General features: G+C 69.1%; 14 protein-coding genes, 2 tRNA genes and 1 pseudogene. 12 read left to right on the top strand and 5 right to left on the bottom strand.

Annotation, left to right across the window (positions count from 1 at the left end):
• The first annotated feature begins 169 nt into the window (after positions 1 to 169).
• The 4 genes from ACIBP6_RS42340 (at position 170) to ACIBP6_RS42325 (ending at position 2,659) form a co-directional block, all read left to right on the top strand.
• Entirely contained in the window at positions 170 to 664 is a 495-nt protein-coding gene (locus tag ACIBP6_RS42340) for a PH domain-containing protein (RefSeq protein WP_397060322.1), read from the top strand.
• Positions 665 to 712: 48 nt separating this feature from the next.
• Positions 713 to 1,495: an enoyl-CoA hydratase/isomerase family protein gene (locus tag ACIBP6_RS42335; RefSeq protein WP_397060320.1), complete on the top strand. Its 783-nt coding sequence runs from the start codon at positions 713 to 715 to the stop codon at positions 1,493 to 1,495.
• A 67-nt stretch (positions 1,496 to 1,562) separates the two neighbouring features.
• Complete coding sequence (locus tag ACIBP6_RS42330; protein ID WP_397060318.1) at positions 1,563 to 2,078, top strand: M48 family metallopeptidase; 516 nt, start codon at positions 1,563 to 1,565, stop codon at positions 2,076 to 2,078.
• Positions 2,075 to 2,659 carry a DUF2064 domain-containing protein gene (locus ACIBP6_RS42325; protein ID WP_397060316.1) on the top strand — a complete coding sequence of 195 codons (585 nt, stop codon included), beginning with the start codon at positions 2,075 to 2,077 and terminating at the stop codon, positions 2,657 to 2,659. Before ACIBP6_RS42330 ends, ACIBP6_RS42325 begins: the two co-directional genes overlap by 4 nt.
• Here ACIBP6_RS42325 and ACIBP6_RS42320 read toward each other — a convergent pair.
• The 3 genes from ACIBP6_RS42320 to ACIBP6_RS42310 all read right to left on the bottom strand — a co-directional run bounded on the left by ACIBP6_RS42320 (position 2,646) and on the right by ACIBP6_RS42310 (position 5,428).
• Positions 2,646 to 3,545, bottom strand: coding sequence for an endonuclease/exonuclease/phosphatase family protein (locus tag ACIBP6_RS42320; RefSeq protein ID WP_397060315.1), 900 nt, complete (start codon positions 3,543 to 3,545; stop codon positions 2,646 to 2,648). The two genes, ACIBP6_RS42325 and ACIBP6_RS42320, sit on opposite strands and share 14 nt — an antisense overlap.
• Before the next feature lie 117 nt (positions 3,546 to 3,662).
• A complete protein-coding gene (locus tag ACIBP6_RS42315) occupies positions 3,663 to 4,217 on the bottom strand; it encodes an NUDIX hydrolase (protein WP_397060313.1) in 555 nt (184 codons plus the stop codon).
• Complete coding sequence (locus ACIBP6_RS42310) at positions 4,214 to 5,428, bottom strand: zinc-dependent metalloprotease (RefSeq protein ID WP_397061272.1); 1,215 nt, start codon at positions 5,426 to 5,428, stop codon at positions 4,214 to 4,216. Before ACIBP6_RS42310 ends, ACIBP6_RS42315 begins: the two co-directional genes overlap by 4 nt.
• Before the next feature lie 130 nt (positions 5,429 to 5,558).
• Between ACIBP6_RS42310 and ACIBP6_RS42305 the strand changes: the two genes are divergently transcribed.
• The 8 genes and pseudogenes from ACIBP6_RS42305 (at position 5,559) to ACIBP6_RS42270 (ending at position 12,883) form a co-directional block, all read left to right on the top strand.
• Entirely contained in the window at positions 5,559 to 6,635 is a 1,077-nt protein-coding gene (locus ACIBP6_RS42305) for an NAD-dependent epimerase/dehydratase family protein (protein WP_132611874.1), read from the top strand.
• A gap of 17 nt (positions 6,636 to 6,652) precedes the next feature.
• Positions 6,653 to 7,078: a molybdenum cofactor biosynthesis protein MoaE gene (locus tag ACIBP6_RS42300; RefSeq protein ID WP_397060311.1), complete on the top strand. Its 426-nt coding sequence runs from the start codon at positions 6,653 to 6,655 to the stop codon at positions 7,076 to 7,078.
• 10 nt (positions 7,079 to 7,088) lie between these two features.
• Positions 7,089 to 8,030 (top strand): annotated as a pseudogene (locus ACIBP6_RS42295) (YlbL family protein); the annotation flags it as partial.
• A gap of 234 nt (positions 8,031 to 8,264) precedes the next feature.
• Complete coding sequence (locus ACIBP6_RS42290; protein WP_397060309.1) at positions 8,265 to 11,252, top strand: UPF0182 family membrane protein; 2,988 nt, start codon at positions 8,265 to 8,267, stop codon at positions 11,250 to 11,252.
• A gap of 56 nt (positions 11,253 to 11,308) precedes the next feature.
• Positions 11,309 to 11,385: transfer RNA gene (locus ACIBP6_RS42285), tRNA-Met, on the top strand.
• Positions 11,386 to 11,494: 109 nt separating this feature from the next.
• Positions 11,495 to 11,571, top strand: a tRNA-Met gene (locus tag ACIBP6_RS42280).
• Positions 11,572 to 11,669: 98 nt separating this feature from the next.
• A complete protein-coding gene (locus ACIBP6_RS42275; RefSeq protein ID WP_397060307.1) occupies positions 11,670 to 12,137 on the top strand; it encodes a group II truncated hemoglobin in 468 nt (155 codons plus the stop codon).
• 74 nt (positions 12,138 to 12,211) lie between these two features.
• Entirely contained in the window at positions 12,212 to 12,883 is a 672-nt protein-coding gene (locus ACIBP6_RS42270; RefSeq protein ID WP_397061270.1) for a response regulator, read from the top strand.
• Positions 12,884 to 12,892: 9 nt separating this feature from the next.
• Here ACIBP6_RS42270 and ACIBP6_RS42265 read toward each other — a convergent pair whose 3' ends face one another.
• Together ACIBP6_RS42265 and ACIBP6_RS42260 are read right to left on the bottom strand one after the other, a co-directional pair.
• Positions 12,893 to 13,099, bottom strand: coding sequence for a hypothetical protein (locus ACIBP6_RS42265; RefSeq protein WP_132611854.1), 207 nt, complete (start codon positions 13,097 to 13,099; stop codon positions 12,893 to 12,895).
• Between the two features lie 77 nt (positions 13,100 to 13,176).
• On the bottom strand, positions 13,177 to 13,575 hold the full coding sequence (locus tag ACIBP6_RS42260) for a hypothetical protein (RefSeq protein ID WP_397060305.1): 399 nt from the start codon (positions 13,573 to 13,575) through the stop codon (positions 13,177 to 13,179).
• Positions 13,576 to 13,979: the final 404 nt, after the last annotated feature.

Below are 13,979 nucleotides of genomic sequence, written 5' to 3'. Positions count from 1 at the left end.
TCACGCCGAAGCAAGATCCCGAGAGACTTCGCCGCCGCCTGTGGACAACTCTCATCTTCTCACCCTGCCTGTGGACAGACGCGATCCCTGCTGGTCTTCACGAAGCGACAGACGGGCATCCGCTCTGCGGACCTGTCGGAAAAGCCCAGGCGGAGACCGGTGACGCCGCATGACAGGCGCTCCGGAAGGCACGGACTGGCGGCGGCTCGACGCCCGGACCATCGGGGTGGTGGCCTTGTGGGGTTCGGGCCTGGCGCTGGTGACGCTGACGGTCATGTGGTGGCGGGACGCGCCCTGGTGGCTGGTCGCGCCGGTGCCGGTGCCGCTCGTCTCGATGATCGCGTACGAGGCGCTGCGCTGGTCCAAGACGCGCTACCGGCTGACGGCCGAGCACCTCGAGCTGAAGACAGGCCTCTTGGTACGCCGGCACCGGTCGATCCCACGCGGGCGCGTACGCAGCGTCGATCTCACCGCCGACCCGATGCACCGCCTGCTGCGCCTGGCCGTCGTACGCGTCGGAACGGGACACCGGGAGTCCTCCTCCAAGGCGGCGGCCGTGTCGCTGAACGCCCTGCGGCGGGCGGAGGCGCAGCCCCTACGCCTCCGCCCGCCTGGGCTGCGATTCGCGAGAAGGCCGTGCCGGGACCGCTCGTTCCGTTCCTGACCAGACGGTCCTGGGACGGGCGGAGTCCGCGGGGTTACGCTTCCGGGCATGGACGAGATCTTGGTTGACCGTACGGACGACGGAGTCGTGCTCGTCACCCTCAACCGCCCCGACATGCGCAACGCCATGACCGACGCCATGACCGCCCGCTGGCGCGCCACCATGGCCGACCTCGCCGCCGACCGCGAGGCCAGGTGTCTCGTCGTCACCGGCGCCGGCAGCGCGTTCTCCTCCGGCGGCGACCTGTCGTGGCTCGGCGAACGCGGCGTCGAGCCCGTCCCCCAGCTCCGCGACCGCATGCTCGCCTTCTACCGTGACTGGCTCGCGATCACCGAGCTCGAGATCCCGACGATCGCCGCCGTCAACGGCCCCGCGGTCGGGGCGGGCCTGTGCCTCGCGCTGGCCTGCGACCTCGTGTACGCCGCCGACGACGCCAAGCTCCTGGCCCCGTTCACGTCGCTGGGCCTGCACCCGGGGATGGCGGCCACGTACCTGCTGCCCCGGAGGGCGGGCGTCGGGCTGGCGCGGGAGATGCTCCTGACGGGCCGGATCCTGTCCGGATCGGACGCAGAAGTTAAAGGTCTAGTAAATCAATCTTTTCCCAAAAATGACCTTATGTCGCACGTACGGGACATCGCCACGAAGATCGCCCAGAACGCACCCATTGCCACAAGGCTCACCAAAGTCGCCATGAACCAAGACCATCAGGACCTGGAAGCAGCGCTGCGGTGGGAATCCCTGGCCCAACCTGTGACCATGGCCTCCGCCGACATGATCGAGGGCCTTGCCGCACATCGGGAAAGGCGCGTTCCCAAATTCACCGGCTCTTAATCATCTGACCAGCAGAAACAACGTCCGCCCCCTGTGGAATTTCGCCAGTCTCGGCTACCGTGCATATGTGCCCCCCGAGACAGTCGAGGTCCGTCGCAGTTCTCGTCGCCGGCGTACGGTTTCCGCCTACCGCGACGGCGACAAGACGATCGTGCTCCTGCCCGCCTGGCTTAGCGGCGAAGACGCGGATGAATGGGTGAGCCGGATGCTGGATCGGCTGGCCGCCAAGGAACGCCGACGAAGGCCCACCGACGAGGCCCTGCTGGAGCTGGCCAGAGAGTTGTCGGCCAAATACCTGGACGGCGAGGCCGATCCCGCGAGCGTGCGCTGGGTCGACAACCAGCAGCACCGCTGGGGCTCCTGCACCCCGGAAAACGGCACGATCCGCATCTCCACCAGGCTCAAGGGCCTGCCCGAATGGGTGATCAACTACGTGATCATCCACGAGCTCGCCCACCTGCTGGTGCCGAGCCACGGGCCGAAGTTCTGGAAGCTGGTGGAGCAGTACCCGAAGGCCGAGCGGGCCCGCGGGTTCCTCGAAGGCTTCTCCGCCGCCGCCCACACGGCGCCGGAGGAGTGTTGAAGCGCGTCGTCGCCGTCCTCGTACGCCGCACCATGGCGCAGGCCGCGCCCCCGGGAGTCGACCCCGCGACGTTCCTCGCGGCGATCGCCGAGGACACGTACGAGATGGCCGCCGGCCTCGACCTCGTCACGCCCGTCCTGGTCACGAGCGTCCCCGGGCTCGACGACATCGTCTGGCCCGGCACCGAGATCGTCACGATCGACGACGCCGAGCCGCTGAAGGCCGTGCTCGCCCGCCTGCACGCCGACCAGGCCGCCGTGATCGGCGCCGATGCCCCCGACCTGCCACCGCTGCTGGTCGGCAAGCTGTTCAGGGAGCTGGGCAGGGCCGAGATCACGGTCTGCCCGGCGGAGAACGGCGGAGCCGTCGCCCTCGCCTGCGCGTTGCCCGCGCCCGACTGGGCCGAGCCCGACCTCGACGCCGACGACGTGGTGGGCGCGCTGCGCGCCCAGGCCCCCGGCCCGCGCAGGGTCGCGACCACCCCGGGCTGGCACCGCCTGCGCAGCGCCGGCGACGTCGCCCGACTCGACCCCGGCCTGGAAGGCTGGGACAACACCAGGGCCCTGATCAGGGCACGATGAGCCGGGCCAGCACGGCCCGGTGGTCGGTGCGCGGCACATCCCGCACGCTGACCTCCTTCACCCCGACCCGCCGGTCGACCAGCACGTGGTCGATCGTGATGATCGGCGGCACCGGCTTGTTGGCCGGCCAGGTCGGGATCAGCCCTGCGCCCACCTGGTCGGCGGCGTCCTTGTAGCCGCGCGACAGCAGCGCGCGCAGGGCGGCGTGGTCGAGGGAGGCGTTGAAGTCGCCCGCGATGACGCGGATCCGCTGAGGCGAGGCCGAGGGGAGCGCCGCCAGCGCCGCGTTCCAGTCGTTCACCTGCGGACCCAGCGGCGGGTACGGGTGGGCGTCGATGAACTCGATCGGCTCGCCCCCGGGCAGCAGCACCGCCGCGGCGGGCATGCGGTGCCCGGGCGGGGGCGTCCAGTTGGTCAGGGGCCGGACCGGGTGCTTGGAGAACAACCCGCTCCCGGTGGCGCTCCACTCGTCCTGCAGCACGCGGTGCGGCATCAGCGTCTTGAGCCCGGCCGCGTCGAGGTCGGCGACCGCGTCCGGGGTCAGCTCCTGCGTGCTCAGCACGTCGGGGTCGAACTCCTGGACGAGCTTCATGATCGTCGCCACGTCGGCCCGGCCGAACAGCATGTTGATCGTCATGACCCGGAACGGCCGGCCCTGCACGGCGTCCGCCGTCCCCAACGCCCTGGGCAACACGCTGAACCCCAGCGCGGCCGTGGTCAACAGCGCGACGACGGTGGCGGCGCGCCGGCGCCCGAGCGCGGCGATCAGGAGGGGGACGAGCGAGCCCGCCGCGGCGTACGGGGTCGCGGTCATGAGCTGCGTCGGCAGCGAACCGCGCTCCAGCCCGGCCACCCGTGCGATCGCCCACGCGGCGAACGGCGTCACGGCCAGCCACGTGAGAGCCGCGGGAAACTTCCGGCGTTTGCGGACAGGTGTCACGATCGTTCCGCCAACGGCAGAAGTCTCCACTAGGCCCCCCTTTTGGAACGACGCAAGTGGACTCTAGCCAAGGGGCCGGGAGCCGATGGCGGCCTGCCCGCGTTTCGCCAGCCGCCGCGTGGCCTCGTCGCTCGGCTCCGGAATCTCGTCGACGGGGAACCAGCGCAGGTCGAGCGACTCGTCGCTGATCACGGCCGTGGCTCCGGGCGGCGCCACGGCCGCGTACTCGACATCGAGATGCCAGCACTGCGGCGGGTGGCACCACACGGAGTGCTTGTCGACCGCCAGCGGCCCGGGCAGCAGCTCCAGCCCGGAGATCCCCGATTCCTCCCACGCCTCGCGCAGCGCGACCGCCGCGAGGGACGCGTCGGAGACCTCACAGTGACCGCCCATCGGCAGCCACCTCTTGGCCTTCGGATGCAGCGTGAGCAGGACCTGCGCGCCGTCGTGGGACAGCACGGCCGTCGTGGCCGTCAGATGCCCGGGGACGCACTCGCGCAACATCGCGTCGTCATGCGCCCGCAGGTGCTCCAGGAACTCGGCCCGGAGCGCCTCCTCCTCGGGCGTGGGCGCGGCCCAGGCGGACAACACCGCCACCGCGTCGTCGTGCAGGCTCAACTCTTGTCGCCCTCGCCCCCGCCCTCGTCGGGCTTGGCCTCCAGCTGGGAGATGTCCCAGGTCGTCTCCCCGCGGACGAACGCCTGCGGGTCGTCGAGGTCGTCGGCCGTCGGCATGAGATCGGGGTGGGACCACAGCGCGTCACGCCCGTCGACGCCGCGCGCCCCCTCCAGCGCCCGCCACAGCGCCGCGGCCTCGCGCAGCCGCCGCGGTCGCAGCTCCAGCCCGACCAGCGTGCCGAACGTCAGCTCGGCCGGCCCGCCGGTCGCGCGCCGCCGGCGTACGGTCTCCGCCAGCGCGCCCGCGGAGGGCAGCTTGCCCGCGGCGGCGCGGTCGACCACGGTGGCCACCCACCCCTCGACCAGGGCGAGCATCGTCTCCAGCCGGGCCAGCGCGGCCTTCTGTCGCTCGGTCTCCTCGGGCTTGAGCAGGCCGCCGCCGCTCAGCGCCTCCTGGATGGCCGCGGGGTTGTTGAGGTCGAGGCCGCGGATCTGCTCCTCGAGCGCCGAGGTGTCGACCGTGATGCCCCTGGCGTACTCCTCGACCGCGCCCAGCAGGTGGGAACGCAGCCACGGAACGTGCTGGAAGAGCCGGTGGTGGGCCGCCTCGCGCAGCGCCAGGTAGAGCCGGATCTCGTCGGACGGGATCTCCAGGCCCTCGCTGAAGGAGGCGATGCCGCCGGGCAGCAGCGCGGCCTTGTCGGACAGCGGAACCCCGATGTCGGTGGTGCCGACGACCTCGCGCGCCAGCGAGCCGATGGCCTGCCCGATCTGCTGGCCGACCATCATGCCGCCCATCTGCTTCAGCATGCCCATCAGCGGCCCGGCCATCTGCTGGGCCTCCGGGGGCAGCCCGGACCCGCCGAGTGCGCCGCCCATGGTCTCGACCATGCGCTCGGCGATCGGCTCGCAGAGCTTGCGCCAGACCGGGATGGTGTTCTCGATCCACTCGGAACGGCTCCAGGCCTGCGGATTCGACACGCCGCTCGGCAGCGTCGTCGCCTCGTTCAGCCACAGGTCGGCCAGACTGAGCGCGTCGACGATCTGGCGGCGCTCGCCTTCCATGACGCTCGGATCGCCCTGGGCGACCACGGAGTGCCGGGCGATGTTCTTGGCCATGTCCCAGTTGACAGGGCCGGAACCCTGAGGCGCCGACAGCATGTCGGCGAACTGGCGCATCGCCTGAGCCATCTGCTCAGGGTTGCCGAACATGGCGAACGGGTTCTCGTTGGGGTCGTTTTCGCGACCTGGCAGGTCAGTCACCGCTCTACCTCGTGCAGGATGGAGGAGTCCACATCCGCCACGTTAGTCGTCCTACGGCGGATCAGTGCAAAGTGAGGACCTGGTGCCTACCTCGAAACGCCCGCGCCAACCCGTCGTCGCAGTGACGGGAGCCGCCTCCGGCTTGGGCCGCGAGCTGCTCTCGAGGCTCGTATCCTCCGCGGATTTCCGCAGGGTGGTGGCCATCGACGAGCAGCGTGGAGACATCCCGGAGGCCACCTGGAGAGAGATCGACGTACGGGATCCGCTCTTGGCGAACCGGATCTCCGACATCGACGTCCTGGTCCATCTGGCCGGCGACTACGCCGTCGACTCCGACCCGGCCGAACGGCGGGCCTACAACCTGCGCGCCGCGCAGACCGTCCTCACGGCCTGCGCCGCCGCCCGCGTGCGCCGCGTCGTCCTGGTGACGAGCGCGATGGTGTACGGCGCCGCCCCCGACAACGAGGTGCCGCTGCCTGAGGACGCCCCCGTGGCGGCCGAGCCCGACACCGGCGTGGTCGGCGACTTCCTGGAGATCGAGGCCGTGGCGCGCAGGTCGCTGCGCAGCCACCCCGGTCTGGAGGTGACGGTGCTGCGCCCGGCCGCGGTCGTCGGGCCCGGCGTCGACACGGTGATCACCCGCCACTTCGAGTCGCCCAGGCTCCTGACCGTCAAGGGCTGCAGCCCCCACTGGCAGTTCTGCCACATCGACGACCTGCTCTCCGTGCTCGAGCTGGCCGCCCGCGGCGACATCAGCGGCGTGGTGGCGGTCGGCTCCGACGGCTGGATCGAGCACGAGAAGGTCGAAGAGCTCTCCGGCATCCGCAGCCTGGAGCTCCCGGCGGGGCTGACGTTCGGCACGGCGCAGCGCCTGCACCGCCTCGGCGTCACCCCGGCCCCCGCGACCGACCTGCACTACGTCGTCTATCCGTGGGTGGTCGACTGCACGACGTTGCGCGAGGCCGGATGGAAGCCGGCGTGGACCAACGAGGCCGCCTTCGAGCAGCTGCTCGAGCTGCGCGGCGAGAACCGCACGACCGTGGTCGGCAGGCGCCTGCCCGTCAAGGAGGCCACCCTCACCGCCGCCGGCGCCACCGTGGCCGTCATCGGCACAGCCGCGATCGTCCGCCAGGTTCGTAAGAAGCGGCGCCAGTAAAGGTTAGGCTTTTTGTCGTGGACGTCATCCGGTTGCTCGGCATACGAGACACCCCGCTCTCCGTGGACGAAGTGCTGGCCGCCGTCGGCGACCACGCAGCGGGCGGCACCACGTTCTTCGTGGGCACCGTGCGCGAGCAGGACCACGGCAAGCCCGTCACCCGGCTCGCCTACTCGGCGCACCCCACGGCGGAGGCCGAGCTGCGGCAGGTGGCCGAGAAGGTCGCCGCCGACTTCCCCGTGACGGCGCTGGCCGCGGTTCATCGCGTGGGTGAGCTGGAGCTGGGCGACACCGCCGTCATCGTCGCCGTCGCCGCGCCTCACCGCGACGAGGCGTTCAAGGCCGCCAGGCGGCTGATCGACGACCTCAAGGCCAGCGTGCCGATCTGGAAGCACCAGGTGTTCGCCGACGGCGAGACCGAGTGGGTCGGCGTCGGCGAATAAGCTTCTCGACATGTCACGACGCGCCCTCACCTTGCTGATCGCGGGATTCCTCGTGCTCGCGCTGGGGGTGATCGGCGCGTTCCAGCCGGTCCCGTACGTCGTGCTGAGCCCAGGCCCGACGGAGAACACCATCGGCGAGGTCGACAAGAAGCCGGTCATCTCCATCAAGGACCGCCAGACCTATCCGACCAGCGGCGCGCTGAGTCTCGTGACGGTCGCCTACCAGGGCGGCCCGAGCGCCCGCATCGATCTGCTGACGGCGCTGCGCGGCTGGATCGATCCCTCCGTCGCGGTGGTCCCCGAGGAGACCATCTTCGCCCCCGACCGCACCGCCCAGGAGGTCGAGGAGGAGAACACCGTCGAGATGAGCAACTCCCAGGAGACCGCGACCGCCGCCGCGCTCAACGAGCTCAAGATCCCGTACAAGATGGTCGTGACGGTCGCGACCACGCAGAAGGGCCGTCCCGCCGACGGCAAGCTGCGCGCGGAAGACGTGATCGACTCCGTCGACGGCAAGCCGGCGACCGACGTCAACGTCGTGGGCGACACGGTCAAGGCGCACAAACCGGGTGAGACCGTGGCCTTCGGCATCACCCGCGGTCAGGAGAAGCTCGAGGTCTCCGTGCCGACGGTGGCGGGCGAAGAGGGGCAGGCCCTGGTGGGCGTGGAGATGCGGGCCGCCTACCAGTTCCCGTTCGACGTCGACATCAGCGTGGGCGAGGTCGGCGGGCCCAGCGCCGGGCTGATGTTCTCGCTCGGCATCGTCGACAAGCTGACGCCGGGCGCGCTGACCGGCGGCAAGAAGATCGCCGGCACCGGCACCATCGACCCGACGGGCCAGGTCGGCCCGATCGGCGGCATCGCGCAGAAGATGGTCGGCGCCAAGGAGTCGGGCGCCACGATCTTCCTGACGCCCGCCGACAACTGCGCCGAGGCCGTGCGCGCCGTGCCTGACGGCCTGCGGCTGGTACGCGCCGACACGCTGCACGGCGCCGTCCAGGCGCTAGACGCGCTGCGTACGGGAAACGCGAATGTTCCCTCGTGCGAGGCCGGATGAAACTTCTGGCGGCCGTCGTGCGTTAGTCGTAGGGCTGGCACCGCGGTGTAGGTTGCCAGACACGGACCGTTTCTTCATTACGACGAGGGGTTGGCCTTGAGCTTCCGGACCCCAGGAGCCGGCAGGGCAATGCGCTTGCCCCGCCGACCGCGACTGATTCTTCCTGTGGTGATCGCCCTCGTGGTGATCGTTGCCCTGTTCTTCTTTTTCTCGGGCATTTATACCGACTATCTGTGGTTTGACTCGACCGGCTTCACGTCGGTCTTCTCCGGCGTGCTGCTGACCCAGATCGTGCTGTTCCTCGTCGGAGCGGCGCTGATGGTCGGCATCGCCGGCGGCAACATGTTGCTGGCCTTCCGTACGCGGCCGATGTTCGGGCCCGCGATGTTCGGCGGCAGCAGCGGCGCCGACCGCTATCGCATGGCGCTCGACCCCCACCGCAAGCTGATCTTCATCGTCGGCATGGGGCTGCTCGCGCTCTTCGCGGGCTCCTCGTTCGCGGGGCAGTGGCAGACGTGGCTGCAGTTCATCAACGGCGCGCCGTTCGGCAGGCAGGACCCGCAGTTCGGCTACGACATCGCCTTCTTCATGTTCGACTATCCGTTCATCCGGATGGTGCTGAACTTCCTGTTCACCGCCGTGATCATCTCGATCGTGCTGTCGGCGATCACCCACTACCTCTACGGCGGCTTCCGCCTGCAGTCCCCAGGCGTGCACGCCTCCAAGGCCGCCCGCATCCACCTGTCGGTGCTGCTGGGCGTCTTCGTGCTGCTCAAGGCCATCGCGTACTTCATGGACCGGTTCGGCCTGGTCTTCTCCGACCGGGGCTTCGTCCACGGCGCGTCCTACACCGACGTCAACGCCGTGCTGCCGGCCAAGACCATCCTCGCGATCATCGCGCTGATCTGCGCCGTGCTGTTCTTCGCCGGCGTCTTCCGCTCGGGCGGCATGCTGCCCGGCGTCTCCTTCGGCCTGCTCGTGCTCTCGGCCATCCTGATCGGCGGCGTCTACCCGGCGCTGGTCGAGCAGTTCCAGGTCAAGCCCAACCAGCAGGGCAAGGAAGCGCCGTACATCCAGCGCAACATCGAGGCCACCCGCGAGGCGTACGGCGTCGACAAGACCGAGGTCGAGACCTACAACGCGCAGGCCGACCCGACGAAGGTCCAGGCCAACGGCGACACCTCGGTGTCCGGCGTGCGCCTGCTCGACCCTGCCCTGGTCTCCTCGACGTATGAGCAGACGCAGCGCATCAGGGGCTTCTACAGCTTCGCCGACCCGCTGGACGTCGACCGCTACCCCGACGGCACCGGCAAACTGATCGACCACATCGTCGGCATCCGCGAGCTGACCGGTCCGCCCCAGGGCCAGGACAACTGGATCAACCGGGCGCTCGTCTACACCCACGGCTACGGCTTCGTCGCCGCGCCCGGCAACCAGGTCGACTCCAGCGGCCTGCCCGCCTACGACGCGAAGGACATGCCGGTCACCGGCCCGCTGGTCCAGAGCACCAAGCTCAAGGAACCGCGCGTCTACTACGGCGAGAGCTCCATCGGCGACGACTACGTCATCGCCGGCGGCAACCCGCAACAGCCGCAGGAGCTCGACTACCCGGAGACCGGCGGCACCGGCCAGAAGAACACCACCTACACCGGCGCCGGCGGCGTCCCCGTGGGCTCGTTCTTCAACCGTCTGCTCTACGCCGCCAAGTACGGCGAGGCCAACATCGTCCTGTCCGGCGACGTCAACGACAACTCCAAGATCCTGTACGTCCGCAACCCGCGTGACAGGGTCCAGAAGGCCGCGCCGTTCCTGACCCTCGACGGCAACCCGTACCCGGCCGTCGTCGACGGTCGCATCCAGTGGATCGTGGACGGCTACACCACGTCCAACGACTACCCGTACTCCCAGAGCGAGAGCCTGGGCGAGATGACGCGCGACACGTCCACCGACCGCCGGGTGATCGCCCAGCAGCCGATCGACCACGTCAACTACATCCGCAACTCGGTGAAGGCCACGGTCGACGCCTACGACGGCACGGTCCGGCTCTACGCCTGGGACAACAACGACCCGGTGCTCAAGACCTGGAGCAACGCCTTCCCCGGCGTCATCCGCCCGGCCTCCGAGATGAGCGCCGAGCTGCGCCAGCACGTCCGCTACCCGGAAGACCTGTTCAAGGTGCAGCGCTACACCCTGTCGCGCTACCACATCACCGACCCGGCCGCCTTCTACAGCGGCCAGGACTTCTGGAACGTCCCGGGCGACCCGACGCAGGGCGACCGCAACATCAAGCAGCCGCCCTACTACCTGACCACCACGATGCCGGGCGGCACGCCGACGTTCTCGCTGACGACGACGTTCGTGCCGCGACAGGGGCCCAACCTGGCGGCGTTCATGGCGGTCAACTCCGCGGCGGGCAGCAACTACGGTCAGATCCGCATCCTGCGGATGCCGTCCAGTACCCCGATCCCGGGTCCCGGCCAGGCACAGAACGCCTTCCAGAGCCGGTTCGCCGGTGAGCTCAACCTGCTCGGCGTCGGCGCGTCGTCGGTCCGCTACGGCAACCTGCTGACTCTCCCATACGCCGGCGGCCTGGTCTACATCGAACCGGTGTACATCCAGGTGGCCGCGGGCGGCGGGCAGGAGCCGTACCCGATCCTGCAGCGCGTGCTGGTGTCGTTCGGCTCCAAGATCGGTGTCGGCCGCACGCTGGACGAGGCTCTCCAGCAGGTCTTCGGCACCGAGCAGGAGCAGCAACAGCAACAACCCACCGACGAGCAGGAGACCGAGGCCCGGCCCGACCAGGCCGCCACGGCGCTGAACACCGCGATCGCGAACGCCAAGAAGGCGTACGAGGACGCGCAGAAGGCCCTGCAGGCCAGCCCGCCCGACTGGGACGCCTACGGCGACGCCCAGCGGCGACTGGACGAGTCGCTGCGGGCGCTGGAAGGCGCGAACGCGCAGCAGGCGCAGCCGTCGCCCAGCCCGTCGCCGACGGGCACGCCACCGGCGACTCCTCCGCCCACGCCGCCGGCCACACCACCTGCGACGCCGCCCGCGTCCGGCAACCCGTCACCGGTGCCCACAGGGTCACAGGCGGGAGCCGCGGGCACCTCATAACCGCATTGAGTTTGCGCATACCCCGCTGTCGCCGATAGGCTTGCAAAGCACGACGACGCGGGGTGGAGCAGTTCGGTAGCTCGCTGGGCTCATAACCCAGAGGTCGCAGGTTCAAATCCTGCCCCCGCTACCACGATGAAGGCCCGGGGATCCGGAGACGGAAAACCGGGCCTTTTCACGTGGAAGCTGGATCATGGTCAGAGCAGTGTCTCGGGCCTGTATGATGAAGAAGTACACACCGACGCGGGGTGGAGCAGTTCGGTAGCTCGCTGGGCTCATAACCCAGAGGTCGCAGGTTCAAATCCTGTCCCCGCTACCAAGCAGAAGTCCCCGGTCACCGGATCATCCGGCGGCCGGGGACTTTCTCGTATGCCCAAGGGCCTTTCCGTCGATTCGCGGCGATGATTACATAATTACGTGACTGACGACACAGTGCCGACACTGTACGCATGGGCCGGCGGCGCCGAGGCGTTCGAGCGGCTGACCGAGCTCTTCTACCGCAGCGTGGTCAAGGACGACCTGATCGGGCCGCTGTTCGCACACATGGACGCCGACCACCCGAAATACGTGGCGATGTGGCTCAGCGAGGTCTTCGGCGGCCCCGACCGCTACACCAAGGAGCGCGGCGGCTACCCCGTCATGCTGCGCCACCACCTCGGCAAGGCGATCACCGAACCGCAGCGCCGCCGATGGGTCAACCTGCTCCTGGACGCCGCCGACGAGGCAGGGCTTCCTGACGACCCCGAGTTCAGGGCCGCGTTCGCCGGCTACATCGAATGGGGCACCAGGCTGGCGCGGCACAACTCCCAGCCCGGCGCCACGCCTCCGCTCCAGGCGCCGGTCCCGCACTGGGGCTGGGGGGTCGCGCCGCCGTACCAGCCGTAATCTGGAGGAATGGGAGACAGAGCCCGAGGTCGGCTCCGTATCCGCCGACAGACGTGCACTCCGCGGCGGCCTACATGACGCGGGTGCTCGTGGTCGACGACGAGCCGCAGTTGCTGCGTGCCCTGCGGATCAATCTGGCCGCCAGACACTACGAGGCAGCCGTCGCGCCCGACGGCGGCACCGCGCTGCGCCTGGCCGCCGAGTGGCATCCCGATCTGATCATCCTCGACCTCGGTCTGCCCGACCTCGACGGGGTGGAGGTCATCGAAGGGCTGCGGGGCTGGACCTCCGTGCCGATCATCGTTCTGTCGGGGCGTACGGACAGCACCGACAAGGTCGACGCGCTCGACGCCGGCGCCGACGACTATGTGACGAAACCGTTCAGCATCGACGAGCTGCTCGCGCGGCTGCGCGCCGTGACCCGCCGCACGGGGCAGGCAGAGGAGGAGAACGTCACCGTACGGGTCGGCGACCACGTCGTCGACCTCGCGAGCAAGACCATCTCAGGAGGTGTGCACCTCACCCCCACGGAATGGCACTTCCTGGAGACTCTGCTGCGCAACCCCGGCAAGCTGGTCACCCAGCGCCAGCTGCTGACAGAGGTCTGGGGCAGCAACTACCTCAAAGAGACCCACTACCTACGGCAGTACATGGCCCAGCTGCGCCGCAAGCTCGAGCGCGACCCCGCCCACCCGGTCCACCTGCTCACGGAGCCCGGAATGGGTTACCGGTTCCAGCCGGAGTAGAACGCTCGTCTAGCCACTGTGGTGCTTCATGCCGTGCATGACCATCCAGACGGCCTTCTGCACGGCCCACCCCAGCAGCGTGACTCCGAACACCACCTGAACGATCCGCATCCAGACAGACGATCCGTGGTCCGCGTAGATCACCACGCCGACCCACATCACGCCAAATATCCCGACCAGGATGATTGCCGCCCAGTTCAGCCCCCGCTGCCACATAAGCGAAAGTCTGGCAGTTGGCCCGCCAAGGTGGGGTATGTCCGAAGTTGTCATCCCGCCAGCGGGCGGCAACGAGATCAGTGGGGGAGCCGCCGGCCTGTGCCGACGCAGCGGCGCAGGCGAAGGTTGCGCGGAGGCCGCGGCGGAGGGTTCTCGAGACTGGCGAGCAACTCGGCCGCCGCACGGGCGTCGGAGAGGATGCGCTGCGCCGTCTCACCGTCCTCCGGCAACTGGCCGCGCCCGGACAGCTCATGGCTGACGAACGCCAGTGGATCGGGCGCTCCCAGGAGCTCGGCCGCCATCGTCGCCCGTGCGGCCGTCAGCAACCGCAGATAGTGGGTACGCAGGACCGCCTCGCGAAGGTGTGAGTGCTCCAGGTCGTCGACCAGAGTCCGGGCGACTGCCAGCACGTCACCCGCGTCGGCGGTGTCGTCGGCGAGGAAGGCACGGATGTCGTCGAACTCCGAGCGGGTCATGGCGGCCACCTCCGAGAGCGCAGTCTGCTCGTAGGTAATTCGTACCGGGAGGCGATTGCGGATGACTTGCCGTCGGCTTGTCCCGGGGCCGCCGTATGGACGTTCGTGGCAGAGGTTTGAGGGTTAGGTGGGGAGGGAAGGACCTAGGGATTACGTGTGTGGGCCTGAGTAGGCGCGTCAGGCTGCTAGAGTTGCTTCCCGCAGGGCGATCAACGGGGCTCCTGGAGCCTCGAAGATGCCGGGCAAATCCCACTACCTTCAAGCTAATCCGTTGACGGTACGAACCACTTCGGAACGGCTGGTAAGTTAGAGGGGTTGTCTCCGAAAGGGGGCAGGCTTAATTCCCGCAGATCGAGCAAGTCCGGTCAATTTGACAGGAACTTGAACGGCTGAAAGAATAAAGC

Source organism: Nonomuraea terrae (assembly GCF_044465245.1).
GTDB lineage: Bacteria > Actinomycetota > Actinomycetes > Streptosporangiales > Streptosporangiaceae > Nonomuraea > Nonomuraea terrae.
Note: the sequence above shows the minus strand (reverse complement) of the source record. Positions and strands in the feature narration are given on the sequence as shown.